At 70.1% G+C, this 14,948-nt stretch carries 12 protein-coding genes, 5 tRNA genes and 1 pseudogene; 12 read left to right on the top strand and 6 right to left on the bottom strand.

Translation table 11 applies throughout. The features are described from left to right. The 4 genes and pseudogenes from IF37_RS43065 to IF37_RS0135965 all read right to left on the bottom strand — a co-directional run. Positions 1 to 130, bottom strand: a pseudogene (locus IF37_RS43065) (ATP/GTP-binding protein); the annotation flags it as partial. Beyond that, positions 111 to 509: a DUF742 domain-containing protein gene (locus tag IF37_RS0135975; RefSeq protein ID WP_009190816.1), complete on the bottom strand. Its 399-nt coding sequence runs from the start codon at positions 507 to 509 to the stop codon at positions 111 to 113. The gene IF37_RS0135975 and the pseudogene IF37_RS43065, both read right to left, overlap by 20 nt. 111 nt (positions 510 to 620) lie before the next feature. Then, positions 621 to 1,034, bottom strand: a complete 414-nt coding sequence (locus IF37_RS0135970) for a roadblock/LC7 domain-containing protein (protein WP_030752978.1) — start codon at positions 1,032 to 1,034, stop codon at positions 621 to 623. 9 nt (positions 1,035 to 1,043) lie between these two features. Further along, positions 1,044 to 5,021 (bottom strand): nitrate- and nitrite sensing domain-containing protein, encoded by a 3,978-nt coding sequence (locus IF37_RS0135965; protein ID WP_030752975.1) that lies wholly within the window; start codon positions 5,019 to 5,021, stop codon positions 1,044 to 1,046. 573 nt (positions 5,022 to 5,594) lie between these two features. Between IF37_RS0135965 and IF37_RS0135960 the strand changes: the two genes are divergently transcribed. The 3 genes from IF37_RS0135960 to gltX all read left to right on the top strand — a co-directional run bounded on the left by IF37_RS0135960 (position 5,595) and on the right by gltX (position 8,318). After that, positions 5,595 to 5,789 (top strand): hypothetical protein, encoded by a 195-nt coding sequence (locus IF37_RS0135960; RefSeq protein WP_030752972.1) that lies wholly within the window; start codon positions 5,595 to 5,597, stop codon positions 5,787 to 5,789. A gap of 266 nt (positions 5,790 to 6,055) precedes the next feature. Beyond that, positions 6,056 to 6,841, top strand: coding sequence for a fumarylacetoacetate hydrolase family protein (locus IF37_RS0135955; RefSeq protein WP_030752969.1), 786 nt, complete (start codon positions 6,056 to 6,058; stop codon positions 6,839 to 6,841). Next, positions 6,834 to 8,318 carry a glutamate--tRNA ligase gene (gene gltX / locus IF37_RS0135950; protein WP_079166045.1) on the top strand — a complete coding sequence of 495 codons (1,485 nt, stop codon included), beginning with the start codon at positions 6,834 to 6,836 and terminating at the stop codon, positions 8,316 to 8,318. Before IF37_RS0135955 ends, gltX begins: the two co-directional genes overlap by 8 nt. 59 nt (positions 8,319 to 8,377) lie before the next feature. Here gltX and IF37_RS0135945 read toward each other — a convergent pair whose 3' ends face one another. Continuing rightward, positions 8,378 to 8,662, bottom strand: coding sequence for a type II toxin-antitoxin system RelE/ParE family toxin (locus IF37_RS0135945; RefSeq protein ID WP_037857949.1), 285 nt, complete (start codon positions 8,660 to 8,662; stop codon positions 8,378 to 8,380). A 41-nt stretch (positions 8,663 to 8,703) separates the two neighbouring features. Here IF37_RS0135945 and IF37_RS0135940 point away from each other — a divergent pair, with 41 nt between their 5' ends. From IF37_RS0135940 to IF37_RS0135910, 8 genes are all read left to right on the top strand, one after another. After that, on the top strand, positions 8,704 to 9,435 hold the full coding sequence (locus IF37_RS0135940; RefSeq protein ID WP_030752959.1) for an HAD family hydrolase: 732 nt from the start codon (positions 8,704 to 8,706) through the stop codon (positions 9,433 to 9,435). Between the two features lie 90 nt (positions 9,436 to 9,525). Then, positions 9,526 to 9,597 (top strand) — tRNA-Gln (locus IF37_RS0135935). 21 nt (positions 9,598 to 9,618) lie between these two features. After that, positions 9,619 to 9,691 (top strand) — tRNA-Glu (locus IF37_RS0135930). 29 nt (positions 9,692 to 9,720) lie between these two features. Continuing rightward, positions 9,721 to 9,793: transfer RNA gene (locus tag IF37_RS0135925), tRNA-Glu, on the top strand. A 21-nt stretch (positions 9,794 to 9,814) separates the two neighbouring features. Beyond that, positions 9,815 to 9,886: transfer RNA gene (locus tag IF37_RS0135920), tRNA-Gln, on the top strand. Positions 9,887 to 9,914: 28 nt separating this feature from the next. Then, positions 9,915 to 9,987, top strand: a tRNA-Glu gene (locus IF37_RS0135915). Positions 9,988 to 10,104: 117 nt separating this feature from the next. Further along, positions 10,105 to 10,506, top strand: a complete 402-nt coding sequence (locus IF37_RS44050; protein ID WP_106981927.1) for a HEPN domain-containing protein — start codon at positions 10,105 to 10,107, stop codon at positions 10,504 to 10,506. After that, complete coding sequence (locus IF37_RS0135910) at positions 10,503 to 13,151, top strand: ParA family protein (RefSeq protein ID WP_052845560.1); 2,649 nt, start codon at positions 10,503 to 10,505, stop codon at positions 13,149 to 13,151. Before IF37_RS44050 ends, IF37_RS0135910 begins: the two co-directional genes overlap by 4 nt. A gap of 98 nt (positions 13,152 to 13,249) precedes the next feature. On the opposite strand, the gene IF37_RS0135905 is transcribed toward IF37_RS0135910, so the two are convergent. Next, positions 13,250 to 13,894, bottom strand: coding sequence for a MerR family transcriptional regulator (locus IF37_RS0135905; RefSeq protein ID WP_030752953.1), 645 nt, complete (start codon positions 13,892 to 13,894; stop codon positions 13,250 to 13,252). A 114-nt stretch (positions 13,895 to 14,008) separates the two neighbouring features. Between IF37_RS0135905 and IF37_RS0135900 the strand changes: the two genes are divergently transcribed. Beyond that, positions 14,009 to 14,518 (top strand): DUF4188 domain-containing protein, encoded by a 510-nt coding sequence (locus tag IF37_RS0135900; protein ID WP_030752949.1) that lies wholly within the window; start codon positions 14,009 to 14,011, stop codon positions 14,516 to 14,518. Positions 14,519 to 14,948: the final 430 nt, after the last annotated feature.

The following is a 14,948-nucleotide window of genomic DNA, read 5'->3' as shown; positions in this document are numbered from 1 at the left end:
CCTCTGTACGCAGCGGATTGATCTCCGAGACGGCACCGACGAACGTGGTCTTGCCCACGCCGAAGCCGCCCGCCACCACGATCTTCGCGGAGGTGGTGGCCCGACCCGCGTCAGAGCTTGCGAAGTCCACTGAGCACCCTTTCGAGCAGCGTCACATCCGGAGCGCCGCCGTTGTTCTCGTCGCCACCCGGTTGGTGGATGGCGACCAGGCCGGCCTCGGCGAGGTCGGCGACCAGGATCCGGGCCACACCGAGCGGCATGGCCAACAGCGCGGAGACCTCCGCGACCGACTTGACCTCGCGGCACAGGTGGCAGATGCGCTGGTGCTCCGGGAGCAGCCCCATGAGCGCTGCCGGGTCGGCCGTCGTGCTGATCAGCGCCTCGATGGCGAGCTGGTAGCGGGGCCGGGTCCGGCCGCCGGTCATGGCGTACGGCCTCACCAGCGGCTGATCGCCCTCGTCCCCGTACGGCTCCGCGTACGGATCATGATGGGCGGTGGGCGGGGTCATGAATCCTCCGGGCGGGACAGCAAGTCGGTCAGTCAAGCCGTCTGACGGGGCCGGTGGGGGGATTGTGGCGGCCGGACGGTGTTTTTGTGAGGTGGGTGGTGCCGGGGGAGGTCAGTGAAGCAGACTTCCCTGTAGTTCGGCGCGCAGGTCCGGCGTGAGTACCGCACCCGCCCGGTCGACGAGCAATGCCATCTCGTAGCCGACGAGACCGATGTCCGCCTCGGGATGGGCCAGGACCGCGAGGGACGACCCGTCCGAGATGGACATGAGGAAGAGGAACCCGCGCTCCATCTCGACGACGGTCTGCGCCACGTTGCCGCCCTCGAAGATCCGGGACGCCCCGGCCGTCAGGGAGGTCAGCCCGGACGCGACGGCCGCCAACTGGTCGGCACGGTCCCGCGGGAAGCCTTCGGACATCGCCAGCAGCAGGCCGTCGGCGGAGACCACCACGGTGTGGGACACCCCAGGGGTGTTGTCCACGAAGTTGGTGATCAACCAGTTCAGGTTCTGTGCCGCCTGGCTCATCGGACTCAACTAACGCTCCTGCTGGTGAGTGGGGCTCGGGAAGCTGCCGGTCTGGCCGCTGCCGGCCTGACGGCCCTGAGCGATGCCCCGACGAAGATTGGTCAGCCGTCCGCGTACGTCGTCAGGCGCACGCGAGACCTGCGGACCGCTTTGGTGCTGTTGCTGTTGTGCCGTACCGGGTACGAGGTTCGCCCGCGGCACCCGGCGCGGCAGGCCGGAGGTGGTGACCCCGCCCGCGGCGGGCTGCCGGACGCGCTCGGCCTGCCGGACGAGTTCGTCGTTCGGCGAGGTGCGCCAGGAGCCGGTGTTCGCCGCGGACCGCTGCGGAGCGGACGCCGGTGTCTGCGGCTGCCGCTGCGCGGGCGCGCTCTCCTGCTCCTGGCCCGGCTGGTCCTGCTGGTCGTGGAACCAGTTGCTCTCCAGCGTGTCGAACAGCGGGGTCCGGCCGTCGCCCGGGCCGCTGGCCGGCGGCAGTGCCTCCGGCTCGGGCCGGCGACGCTGCTGGGGGGCCGGCGGACGCGGGGCGCCGAAGTCGTCCCGGCCGTCCGGCTGCGGGCGCTCGAACTGCCCGGTGTGGGCGGGGTTCTGGTGGCCGGGCAGGGCGTGCTGCCCGGTGCTGCCGCCGTCGTAACCGTCGTACGCCTGCGGCGCTTGCGGCGCCGGGAACCGGCCCGTGTGCCGTCCGCCGTTGTCCGGCCCGGCCGGCGCGCCGAACACGTCCGAGCGCACGAACGGGCCGCCGTCCCGCTGGACGCCGGGACCGTCGAACCGGCCCGGCTGCCGCTCGGCGTCGGGACGCGGGTACTGACTGGGCTGCTGGAAGTCATCGGGGCGGGGGAACTGCCCGGTCTGCTGGAGCTCGTCGGGGCGGGGGAACTGCCCGGTCTGCTGGAGCTCGTCGGGGCGGGGGAACTGCCCGGTCTGCTGGAGCTCGTCGGGACGCGGGAACTGGCCCGTCTGCTGGAGCTCGTCGGGGCGGGGGAACTGCCCGGTCTGCTGGAGCTCGTCGGGACGCGGGAACTGGCCCGTCTGCTGGAAGTCGTCGGGGCGCGGGAACTGGCCCGTCCGCTGCCCGGAACCGGTACCGCCGGGCAGCTCGGGGCGCGAGAACTCGCCCGTCACGGCCGGGTCCTGGGCGTCGATCCGGGGCATCTCCGCGGTCGAGCCCGGCCCCTGCCGGCCGTCCACGCGCGGCATGCGCGCGATCTGCCCCGGCTCCTGCTCGTCGTGGCCGCGCGGGGTGTCCAGCGAGGCGGGGGAGAGCGGGGCCTGGGCGTTGCCCCACTGCGGGTCACCGCCGGGCAGCTCGGCCCGCGGGCCGCCGCGCGGCGGCAGCTGGGGCCGGCGCCCCTGCTCCTTGGGCGCACCGGACCGCTTCCGGCCCCGGCCGCCGAAGAGGTCCTGCTGCGGACCGTTCGCGCCGTTCTGGCCGTTCTGACCGTTGGGGCCGGCCGCCTGGAGGCCCTGCGGCGCACCGGGGGCCTGGCTGCCGAAGCCGCCCGCACCGGAACCGGCCGGTACCCGGCCGCCCTGCTGCGGGGCGGCACCGGGGCCGCCCTGCGGACCACGCGCTCCGCCCGGCGCACCGGGACGGCCGCCCTGGCCCGTGCCGGGCAGCGTCGCCCGGGGACCCTGCGGGGAGCCGGCCTGGCCGCGCGGGCCCGGAGCGGTGCCGAACAGACCGCCACCGGCCGGACCGTCGCCGCCGTTGCCGCCGCCGTTGCCGTTCTGCCGCCGGGCCGCCGCGGCACCCGCCGCGGCCTGCGCGGCGGCGGGGCCACCGGTGCCGACGGGGGCGCCGGACTTGCCCGGAGCGGGCTTCTTGCCGCCCTGGGCGACGTCCACGGGCAGCATGACCAGCGCGGTCGTACCACCGGAGTCGGAGGGGCGCAGCTGTATGCGGATGCCGTGGCGCTGGGACAGCCGGCCGACCACGAACAGACCCATGCGGCGGGAGACCGACACGTCCACGGTGGGCGGCGAGGCGAGCCGCTCGTTGATCGCCGCGAGGTCCTCGGGGGAGAGGCCGATACCGGTGTCGTGGATCTCGATCAGGACGCGGCCGTCGGGCAGCGCGTGACCGGTGACCTTGACCTTGGTCTGCGGCGAGGAGAACGAGGTCGCGTTCTCCAGCAGCTCGGCGAGCAGGTGCACGAGGTCGTTGACGACCCGGCCGGCGACCTCGGTGGTGGGGACGGAGGCCAGCTCGATGCGCTCGTACTGCTCCACCTCGGACGCGGCGGCGCGGAGCACGTCGACCAGCGGGACCGGGCGGGTCCACCGGCGGCCGGGCTCCTCACCGGCGAGGACCAGCAGGTTCTCACCGTTACGGCGCATACGGGTGGCGAGGTGGTCCAGCTTGAACAGCGAGGACAGCTGGTCCGGGTCGGCCTCGCGGGACTCCAGCTCGGAGATCAGCGACAGCTGGCGCTGGATCAGACCCTGGGAGCGGCGCGAGAGGTTGGTGAACATCGCGTTGACGTTGCCCCGCAGCAGGGCCTGCTCGGCGGCGAGGCGGACCGCCTCGCGGTGCACGTCGTCGAAGGCCGTGGCCACCTGGCCGATCTCGTCCCGGGAGTGCACACCGACCGACTCCACGGAGGTGTCCACGTCCTGCGGGTCGGACTCGGAGAGCTGCTTGACCAGCTCGGGCAGACGGTCCTGGGCGACCCTGGTCGCGGTCTCCTGGAGCCGGCGCAGCGAGCGGATCATGGACCGGGCGACGACGAACGCGCCGACCAGCGAGACACCGAGCACGAGCAGGATCAGCGCACCGGAGATGATGGCTTCCTGCTGGGTGGCGCTCTTCAGCTCACGGGCCTTCTGCTCCATCTCCTCCAGGAGCGTGTGCTCGATCTTCTTCATCTGCTCGAGCTTGGTCGAGCTGTCGTCCACCCAGTCCTTGTACGAGCGCGCCGGCAGCTGCTGGAGGCCGTCCGGGGACTCGAAGGCACGCTTGGCGTAGGTGTCGGCGGACTCGATCGTCGGGTTGCCCTCGTCGATCGGCTTGAGGAGTTCCTCGGCGTTGTGGTCGGCGTAGATCTTCCGGAAGATCGCCAGCTCGGAGTTCTCGCTCTCGTACGCCGACTGGCCGTAGAGGCGGTCGTTCTCGGAGAGGTCGCCCTTTTTGTCGGTGGTCGCGGGCAGCGCGGCGGCGATCATGGCGCGCTGCACGGAGGCGTACTCCTTGGCGGTGGAGAAGGCCGCCAGGGCACGGGTGCGCGAGATCATCTCCGGGTTGCTGGACGCCTCCGCCATGTCCTGGGAGAGGCCGACCAGCTGGGTGATCAGCCGGTGGTACGACTCGACCGTCTGGGAGGAGTTCTCCTTGGACGTGTACGCCTTCTGGCGGATGCGCGCCAGGTCGTCCAGCTGGTTGGCGAGGCCGACGAGCGCGTCGCGCACGCCCTGGAGGTCGCCGCCCTTGCTCGCCGCGTCGATCTGCTCGGAGGCGTCGAGGAAGGTGTCGCGGGCCCGGTCGGTCTTCTGCTGGTAGGCCTTGATCTGGTAGTCGTTCGCCTTCAGACCGCCGTGCGCCAGGGGGCCGGCGGACTGGTCGCGCTCGTCCTGGAGCGCCGCGGCCAGCTCGGTGGCCTGCTTGGTCATCTCCGTCAGCAGCTTCATGTTGTCGAGCTGCTGGATGTCGTTCAGGTTCTCTTCGATGCGCAGCGCGCCCAGCGTGGTCGCCGCGACCACCGGCAGCGCGAGCAGGGAGACCAGGCGCGTGGAGATGCGCCAGTTGCGCAGGGCCATCCGGGAGCCGGGGCCGGCGGCGCTCCGGGCGGGCTTCACCGACGGCGTGGGGTTGCCCGAAGGGGTCGCCGTCGTGGGGGCCGACGAGGTCGGCGGCTTGGGGCGTCCGCCGCCGTCACCGGCCGGGGCCGGACCCGGGTTCTGGGCGTGCTGGGGCGTGGAGCCGCGGTCGGTCCCGCCGTGCGGCTCCGGCTCCGCCGAAGCGCTGCCATCCCTCTTGAAACGTCCCTGCACTAGCGTCGCAACCTCTGGACCAGGCACCCCTCCGCGTGAACGGAGGGACACGGTGTCGGCGTTGTGGGGAGCGTCCTGAATTACGCCCCCCGGGTGGTCGTGAGTGACCGGCGCTGGTTCCCCCCTGTCTCGCCGCCGCTCGGCGCTGTGTTGCGCCCCCTGCGCGCCGGCTCGATCCCGCGGCGGTCCGTGGAATTCCAGCACAGTGCAGGATCTCCAACAAGGGCAGTGGGCCGAGCTGTGACCTACGTGACGGCGCGTGAGGGCCGGACTACCTGCCGTGGAACCTGTTTCGGCCAATAACGGGCATACCTTGGCGAGTCGCGGGTCGACACCCGGTGTCCCAGTCGCCATGATCAGGAGCGGAATGGTGGCTTCAGTGGGTCAATGTCCGTTTCACTGGGGCGGATTGACGGTCGGAATTGACCGTTATGCCCGTGAGTTCGTGAGCAAACTCACATGCTTCTCCAGGGCAGTTGGCGGCTTCGTCGGGGAATCGGATGTTTAGCCTGACGCTTTACAAGAGCGACGACACTGCCAACCCACCCGACCAGAGGGCACAGGACGACAACGGTGAAGACGACGACGATGTTCCGCAAGATAGCCAACCCGCGACGCACGACCCTGGCGCACCTCAAGGACGCCGGCGAGCTGCACACGCCCGAGCTGCCGGAGCACTCCGTCGACCTCCCCGCGCAGACGGCCAACCCCCGGCGCACCATCCTCATGGAGGTCCCGGTCACGGCGGGTGCCCCGGCCGGCGAGTGACCGGCGCGCGATGCCGAGCGCGGCCGGGAGGGATCAGGCGCTGATCCCTCCCGGCCGCGCTCGCTTCGTCCCCGGCGCCCGGCCCGCCCGGCGGACGCCTCCCGAACGGGTCCGGCGACCCGCCCCCACTCCGCGGACGCCCGCCGAACGGGTTCGGTGACCCGCCTTCGACCTGCGGCGACACACCCGGCAGCGAGCGACTTCGCATAGCTCCGATAACCTGGGACGTCAATACGCCGGTTCTCAGTGAGGGGCGCAAGGATCCCGTGCGCATCGCCAGGTTCTCCATCGACGGGAACGTCGCCTTCGGCGCGGTCGAGGGCGACAAGCAGGACGAACTCGTCCTCGACATCATCAAGGGCATCCCGTTCGCGGACTTCGAGCTGTCCGGGACGAAGGTGCCGCTGAACAAGGTCCGGCTGCTGCCGCCGGTGCTGCCCAACAAGGTCGTGGCGTTCGGCCGCAACTACGCCGAACACGCGCGCGAGCTGGGCAACGAGGTGCCGGACGTCCCCTTCGCCTTCTTCAAGCCGTCCACCTCGGTGATCGGCCCCGGCGACGAGATCCAGTACCCCGCCTTCTCCCAGGAGCTGCACCACGAGGCCGAGCTGGCCGTCGTGATCGGCCGCCTGTGCCGGGAGGTCCCGCGCGAGCGGGTCAAGGACGTCATCCTCGGCTACACCTGCGCCGTCGACGTCACCGCCCGGGACGTGCAGCGGCGCGAGAAGCAGTGGGCCCGCGCCAAGGGCTTCGACACCTCCTGCCCGCTCGGCCCCTGGGTGGAGACCGACCTCGACCTCGCCCGCGCCAACGACCTGACCATCCAGCTCACGGTCAACGGCGAACAGCGCCAGCTGGGCCGCACCAGCGAGATGATCCACTCCATCGAGGACCTGGTCGTCAACATCACCGAGGCGATGACGCTGCTCCCCGGCGACGTCATCCTCACCGGCACCCCCGCGGGGGTCGGCCCCCTCAACGTCGGCGACGAGGTCGCCGTCACCATCGAAGGCATCGGCACTCTCACCAACAAGGTTGTCAAGCGTGGCTAGCGCACCCGGCTCCCCCGTACGCGTCCGTTTCTGTCCCTCGCCCACCGGTAACCCCCACGTGGGCCTGGTCCGCACCGCCCTGTTCAACTGGGCGTTCGCCCGGCACCACCAGGGCACCCTGGTCTTCCGCATCGAGGACACCGACGCGGCCCGCGACTCGGAGGAGTCGTACCAGCAGCTGCTCGACGCGATGCGCTGGCTCGGCTTCGACTGGGACGAGGGCCCCGAGGTCGGCGGCCCGCACGCGCCGTACCGCCAGTCGCAGCGCATGGACATCTACGCCGACGTCGCGCGCAAGCTGCTGGACGCCGGCCACGCCTACCACTGCTACTGCTCCCAGGAGGAGCTGGACTCCCGCCGCGAGGCCGCCCGCGCCGCCGGCAAGCCCTCCGGCTACGACGGCCACTGCCGCGACCTGAGCGCCGCCCAGGTCGAGGAGTACAAGGCCCAGGGCCGCACCCCGATCGTCCGCTTCCGGATGCCGGACGAGACGATCACCTTCACCGACCTGGTCCGCGGCGAGCTGACCTTCACCCCGGAGAACGTGCCCGACTACGGCATCGTCCGGGCGAACGGCGCCCCGCTGTACACGCTGGTCAACCCGGTCGACGACGCCCTGATGGAGATCACCCACGTCCTGCGCGGCGAGGACCTGCTCTCCTCCACCCCGCGGCAGATCGCCCTGTACAAGGCGCTGACCGAGCTGGGCATCGCCAAGCGGACCCCCCTGTTCGGGCACCTGCCGTACGTGATGGGCGAGGGCAACAAGAAGCTCTCCAAGCGCGACCCGCAGGCATCCCTGAACCTCTACCGCGAGCAGGGCTTCCTCCCCGAGGGCCTGCTCAACTACCTGTCCCTGCTGGGCTGGTCGCTCTCGGCGGACCAGGACATCTTCACGATCGAGGAGATGGTCGCCGCCTTCGACATCGCCGACGTGAACCCGAACCCGGCCCGCTTCGACCTGAAGAAGTGCGAGTCGGTCAACGGCGACCACATCCGCATGCTGGACGTGAAGGAGTTCACCGAGCGCTGCCGCCCGTGGCTCCAGGCGCCGTTCGCCCCCTGGGCGCCGGAGGACTTCGACGCGGCGAAGTGGGAGGCCGTCGCCCCGCACGCGCAGACCCGGCTGAAGGTCCTCTCCGAGATCACCGACAACGTCGACTTCCTGTTCCTGCCGGAGCCGGTCTTCGACGAGGCATCCTGGGCCAAGGCGATGAAGGAGGGCTCCGACGCCCTGCTCCGCACCGCCCGCGAGAAGCTCGAGGCGGCGGACTGGACCTCGGCCGAGTCGCTGAAGGAGGCCGTCCTGGCCGCCGGCGAGGCGCACGGCCTCAAGCTCGGCAAGGCCCAGGCGCCGGTCCGCGTGGCCGTCACCGGCCGCACCGTCGGCCTGCCGCTCTTCGAGTCCCTTGAGGTCCTGGGCAAGGAGAAGACGCTGGCCCGGATCGACGCGGCGCTGGCGCGGCTGAGCGCCTGACCGGCCCGGACATGAGGGGCGGCACCCGGACCCGGGTGCCGCCCCTCACGCGTCCTCGCTCACCGCGCGTCGGCCTCGTCGATCAGGTAGGCGCTCTCGTCGAAGATCTCCAGCACGACGACGACCATGATCGCGCCCGCCACCATGTACTCCAGCACCACACCGGGGGCCACGTACGCCTTGCGTAGGTTCTCGTCCGGCCCGAGCTGGGCGGTCGCGTTCTTCCGGAACGGGTCGCGGGCCAGTATCCGCACGGCCTTGTCCAACTGGGCACGACGTTCGGCCGGCAGGGCGTCGTAGGTGGCGCGGGCCTCGACGGTGAACTGGACGCGGTACTCGCTCATGACCTTCAGTGTGCCAGCGGTCCGGCGGTACCGTCGGGGACATGACGATCAGAGCCGTGGTCTGGGACGTCGACGACACCCTCTTCGACTACACGACCGCCGACCGGGAGGGCATGCGCGCCCACCTCCTGGCCGAGGGCCTGCTCCAGGTGTACGGCGACGCGGAGCGGGCCCTGCTGCGCTGGCGGGAGATCACCGAGGCCCAGTGGGCCCGGTTCTCCGCCGGAGAGGTGGACTTCGTCACGCAGCGACGCGACCGCACCCGGGTCTTCCTGGGACGCGAGCTGACCGACGACGAGGCCGACGCGTGGTTCCGACGCTACCTGGCCCGCTACGAGGCAGCCTGGAGCCTCTTCCCGGACGTCCTGCCCGCCCTCGACGCCCTCGCGGCCGGCTACCGGCACGCGGTGCTCTCCAACTCCAGCATCACGGTCCAGGAGCACAAGCTGCGCGCCCTCGGCCTGCTGGACCGCTTCGAGTCCGTCCTGTGCGCCGCCGAGCTGGGCGTCTCCAAGCCGGCGGCGGGCGCCTTCCTGGCGGCCTGCGAGGCGCTGGGGCTGCCGCCGCACGAGGTGGCGTACGTCGGCGACCACCCGGAGATCGACGGGCGGGGCGCCGCCGAGGCCGGGCTGCTGTCCGTCTGGATCGACCGCGGCACGGCCTGGGCGCGGTCCGCGGGGGAGGCCGTCGCGCACCGGATCCCGACCCTCGCCGAACTCCCGGCGCTGCTGCGCGCCGATACCCGTTTTGGAGCCCCGTCCACCTTCGGGTAATGTTCTTCCTGCGCCGAGGGGAGCGGGCCGAAAGGTCGGAGCCCCGAGGAGCAAGCTAGAACGAGAACCCCGCAGGGGCTTGAGTTCCAGTGGCCTATGGTGTAATTGGCAGCACGACTGATTCTGGTTCAGTTAGTCTTGGTTCGAGTCCAGGTAGGCCAGCTCGCAGAGCTTATCTGCAAAGCCCCCGTTGTGTAGCGGCCTAGCACGCTGCCCTCTCAAGGCAGTAGCGCCGGTTCGAATCCGGTCGGGGGTACTGATCTCGATCTTGTCGGGATCGCTAGGGCCCCCGTTGTGTAGCGGCCTAGCACGCCGCCCTCTCAAGGCGGTAGCGCCGGTTCGAATCCGGTCGGGGGTACTGACTGGTCTAAACCATCATTGGTCTATGGTGTAATTGGCAGCACGACTGATTCTGGTTCAGTTAGTCTTGGTTCGAGTCCAGGTAGACCAGCTCGGATCTGCGGAAACGTAAGATCCTCGCCCCCGTTGTGTAGCGGCCTAGCACGCCGCCCTCTCAAGGCGGTAGCGCCGGTTCGAATCCGGTCGGGGGTACTTTGTACGGAAGCCTCCCAGTTTTTCTGGGAGGCTTCCGTCGTCTCGGCTGCACAGGTGGGGTCATCGGGTGGGGAGCCCTGATGGCGTACGCGACAGGGGCGGGAGGGGAAGTGCGTGTCTGACTTCCAGGCTGTGGCCGGTGTACGGGCGGCGGAGGCCAAGACGCTGGCGGATTCAGGGCACTACCTCGGGGCCGTCTACTTGGCCGGCTATGTGGTCGAGTGTCGCCTGAAGACGTACTTGCAACTGAACGGCATCCGCTTCCCTCGCGGTGGGAGCGAGGGGCACAATCTGCGGGGATTGTGGCGGTCTGCCGGCTTTCCGTCGCCGCCGGGGCACGCGGACCTGTTCATCGCCCATTGGGGTACGGAGCTGCGCTACGAGACGCGTCTGCCCGCCGATGTCGACCCAAAGGACCTGCTCAAGGGCGGAAGAGAGCTGGCAAGCTGGGTGGCGACGCGTATCAGGCAAGCGAGCTCTCGACGAGGAGCTGTTGGTCGCAGGTGGAACGGATGAGGAAGGCCGATGTGATGTCCGCCCATGACTCCACTGAGAAGATCCTGGCAGCGGTACGAGAGGTCGTCCCTTCGGCAGGGGTGCACGTGGTCCGCGATGCCGGGGGTCTCCTGGTGCGCGCCGAGAGCGAGGGCTTCGGCGATTGGACACCCGAGGAGCGGAAGGCCAGGGTCGAGGCTCAGCTTGAAGGTGATGTGCGGCGAGAGGTGCACACCTGGGAGCTGCTCACGCCGGCGGAAGCCGAGTGGTACGGCGACCTGGACCACGCCGGCGTCGGCGATCGAGCGCCACACTGGACATCCGCCCTGGAACGCGCCCAGGACTCGGACAGGGCCCTGCCCTCCGTGACGTTTGCCAGTGATCTGGACGAGGATCTTGATTCGGCGCCCGTTGTCACCTTCTACAGCCTGAAGGGCGGGGTCGGGCGCAGTACGGCGTTGGTGTCCGTGGCGCGTCGTCTGAGCAGCGAGCATGGGCTCACCGTCGTCTGTATCGACATGGACCTGGAGGCACCCGGACTCGACTCCCTTTTCGGGATCGAGAAGCAGGTCGACACCGATCAAGGTGTGGTGTCGGCGCTGCTTCAGTACGAATTCGGCGAGCCCGGATCGGTGCTCAAACAACTCATCCCGGTGGACGATGCGGGCCGGTTGTACTGCATGCCCGCCGGCCGGATCGACAGTGGCTACGCCGCGCAGCTACGGGCGTTGGAACCGGAGATCTGGTACCGGGAGCGGACCAACGCTCTGCACCGACTCATCGATGACGTACGTGAGTCCAACCTCCGGCCCGACGTCATCCTGATCGACTCACGCACCGGCGTCAGTCCTGTCGCCGCGCCCTTGTTGTTCGACGTCTCCGACATGGCGGTGATCTGCTTCCATCCCCATGCCCAGGCCCGGGTCGGCACGGAGATGCTCACCAAGGCTCTTCTCAGCGCCACGACGCGACGGAGCACTGCCGACTTGGTACTGACGCCCGAGCCGCGTTTCGTCGTTTCGCCGATGCCGCCCGGCATCAGCGCTACGCGCTTGGCCGAGCGCGCCAAGTCCTGGGTCGAGGCTTGGACGGCGCCCGCGGGCTCCCAGCGTGAAGCGCCCCGGGGGCTGTCGGCCGAAGAGATCACTCACATGGTTCCGTACAACGCCGAGGTGGCCTTCGCGGACACCGTAGGTGCCTCTCGCGCCCAGATGACGCCGTACGCGCGTATCGCCGACTGGATCGTGCAGATCGTGCCCGAACCGACGCCGGCGCTGGCCGTACAGGACCGGACCTCGGCGAGCAAGGTCGAGGCGCTTCAGCAGCTCTCGTTCTCGACGGGCACGGCCGAGGCTCTCGATCACGAGGAGTTCTTGCAGGACTACGTCGTGACACGCCAGGTGAACGAGACCGCCGCTCCGGATGTGCCGTTGATCCTCGGCCGGAAGGGGACGGGCAAGACGGCTTTGTTCCGGTGGCTGGCGGCCGGGAAGCTGGCTGACTGGGAGCCGGTTCTCGTGACGACACCGAACCAGTACAAAGGGCGTCCAGCATGGTCTTTCGGGCCGGACAACTATGCGGCTGTCGGCGGTGCCCTCGACCAGCGGGGCCTGGACTGGGGGTCCTTCTGGCAGGTACTCATGGCTCTGGCGATCTACCGGTCCCACGCCCCGGCGCAACGGCTCGGAGCTCCCCACCCGGCTCTCGCCGAACTCGACGACGGCGACTTCGCGGTGACGCAGGCGGTCTTCGAAGTCCTCGACGACCCGATGGGTCCGCTGCGTTGCGGTGACTGGCTACGCCGTGTCGCTGCCGACGGCGACCATGGTCTCCTCCTGCTCTTCGACGGCTTGGACACGGCCTTCGGTCATTCGCCTACGCAGCGATCGCGCAGGTCGGCCGCCATCGCCGGATTGCTCACGAAGCAGGCGGACCTCGCTTCTCGTCTGCACAGGGTCCGTCTGAAGATCTTCGTTCGGCATGACATCTGGCAGGGGCTCCGCTTCGAGAACAAGAGCCACTTCTTCGGCCTGTCCCGCCGTTTGCAGTGGGAGGACCGGGAGGAATACTTCAAGGTCGTCCTCAAGCGGGCCGTGCGTTCCTCCGCTTTCGTGGATGTGCTGGCGGTGCTCGACTCGACCTTGCCGGCGACGGAGGTCGCGGCCTGGAGTCCTGAGCAGGTGGCTGTCGCCTGGAATGCCCTGGTGGGTGAGCGCATGCGCGGCGAGCGCACTGCTTTCACGGCCAACTGGGTGTGGAACCGGCTCGCGGACGGCAACGGAGATCACTCGCCGCGTGCGCTGTTGCAGCTCTTCGCTGCGGCGCTGGACTGGGAGAGGACCGAGGAGAAGCGCAGTGGTTACGACCGCTCCGTGCTCCGACCCCGCAGCCTCGCGCTCAGTCTGGAGAGTGTGAGCGACAAGGCGTTGTCCGCCCTGCTCGATGAGGAGTTCCAGGAGCTGAGGCAGGTAGCCGAAGCGTTGCGAGACTACGGCCGGACCCCTGTCACCGAGGACGCGTTGCGCGACATCGAGGAAGACCTCGTTGTCCTGGCTCAGGAAGCAGGACTCCTGGAGATCATCGACAACGACGCGTCCGAGCGATTGTTCAAGGTTCCGGATCTGTACCGATGGGCCCTTGGTGTGACCCGGCGTGGTCCGATGTAGAGGTGGTGCAAGAGGCGGCGGTCGTCTGCCTGCCTGTGGCGAGGCAGGCAAGCGGTGATTCCGTGATGTGCGGCGGACGGGTGCGAGCCTGACCGGGCTCACTCGAAGCCGTAGCGCCGTGCCGACTCCTCCTCCTGCGCCAGCCGGCGCAGCGCCTGGAGCATCGGCTCGGTCAGCACCGCGCCCAGCACCGCCGTCTCCACCTTCTCCGCCTCCGACGGATGCGTCTCGACGAAGTCCAGGTCGAGTTTTGCCGCCTCGTGCATCAACTCGGCGTACGACGCGAGCAGTTCCGTATCCCAGTCGTAGCCGAGCCGGCGCAGCGCGGCCACCGCCACCACCAGGGAGCGGTACGCGGGGGAGATCGTCGTCAGCAGCTTGGCGTTCGTCCAGCCCAGCCGGTCCAGCAGCAGCTCGGTCTCCCGGTGCGCGGCCCGGACGAACTCGTCGTCCTCGTCCGGCTCCGGGACCTGCGGCAACGCCCACAGGGCCGCGCCCAGCCGGATCGTGCGGCCCAGCGAGTCGTCGTCCACGTGCCCCAGCACCTCGCGGACCGTGGCCACCGGCAGCCGGCCGACCTGGATCATCGCGCGCACCAGACGGAGCCGGCGCAGGTGCTCCTCGTCGTACTCCGCGGTCGTCGTGTTGACCTGGCGGCCCGGCGGCAACAGGCCCTCGCGCAGGTAGTACTTGATCGTCGCGGTGGACACACCGCTGCGTCCGCTGAGTTCGGCCAGCCGCATCCCTTGCGCCCCTTCTTGGATAACGGCACTATCCAAGCATCGCTCCTTGGATAGCGCAGCTCGCCAAGGGGGGTCGCTCACGACGGGGCGCAGGCCCATGAGGGGGAAGTGGTCATGGTGAACCGTACGACCGCCGACGCGCGGGGCGAGGTCGTCGTCCTGCTGATCGGCATGCGCATCAACCGTTTCCGGGCCGTGCACCTGTGGCTGCCCGTGATGCTGGCGATGTTCCGCATGCTGCGGGAGCTGGCGCGGGACCCCGGGCGGGGCCTGCTGGAACGGGTACTGCTCACCGCGTCGCCGCGGACGTACTACGTCGTGCAGTACTGGGAGTCCAAGGACAAGCTGTACGCCTACGCGACCGCGCCCGACGCCTTCCACCACCGGGCGTGGGCCGTGATCAACCGCAAGGAACGCGCGGGGAAGCTGCGCGGGCAGGTCGGGATCTGGCACGAGACGTATGTCGTGCCGGAGGGGTCGTACGAGGCGATCTACGCGGACATGCCGGCGTTCGGCCTGGCCGGGGCCCACGGCCAGGTGCCCCTGGAAAAGCGAGGCCGCACCGCGAGGCAACGCTTCGCCCACAGGTCCCGGCAGACACCGACGACCGGGAAGGCCGGCTGACGGGGCTTCCCGGCCCCGGCAGGCACCGAGGGCCGGGAAGCCTTTTCTGGCGGGGACGGGGAGAAAAGCAGGGGAGACGCGGGTCGCCGGGGTGCCGGGACCCGGGGCCGCGGAGGCGAGGCACCGCGAAGCGGCGAGACGCGGACCCGCGAAGTGGGGGTCTCGGTGGCGGAGACCCGGGGCCAGGGGGTCGCGGGGCGGAGGCCCGGAAACGGGGAGCGGCGGTACGGCCGGCCCGGGAAGCGGGGATCGCGAAGGCGGGGGCCCGGGAAGCGGGGAGTGCTGGGGCAGGGGAGCGGGAGACGCGGGCGCGGGAAGCGTAGATCGCTGAGGCCGGGGTCCGGCGTCCGGGGTCCGGGGTCTGGGGTCCGGGGTCTGGGGCCCGAGGAGCGCGGGCCGCCTCCGCGACCCCCGCTTCCCGGGCCGGCCG

This window comes from Streptomyces sp. NRRL S-31, from assembly GCF_000718775.1.
In the GTDB taxonomy this organism is placed as follows: domain Bacteria; phylum Actinomycetota; class Actinomycetes; order Streptomycetales; family Streptomycetaceae; genus Streptomyces.
The sequence above is the reverse complement of the archived record's forward strand: the minus strand, read 5'-3'. Positions and strand labels throughout refer to the sequence as shown.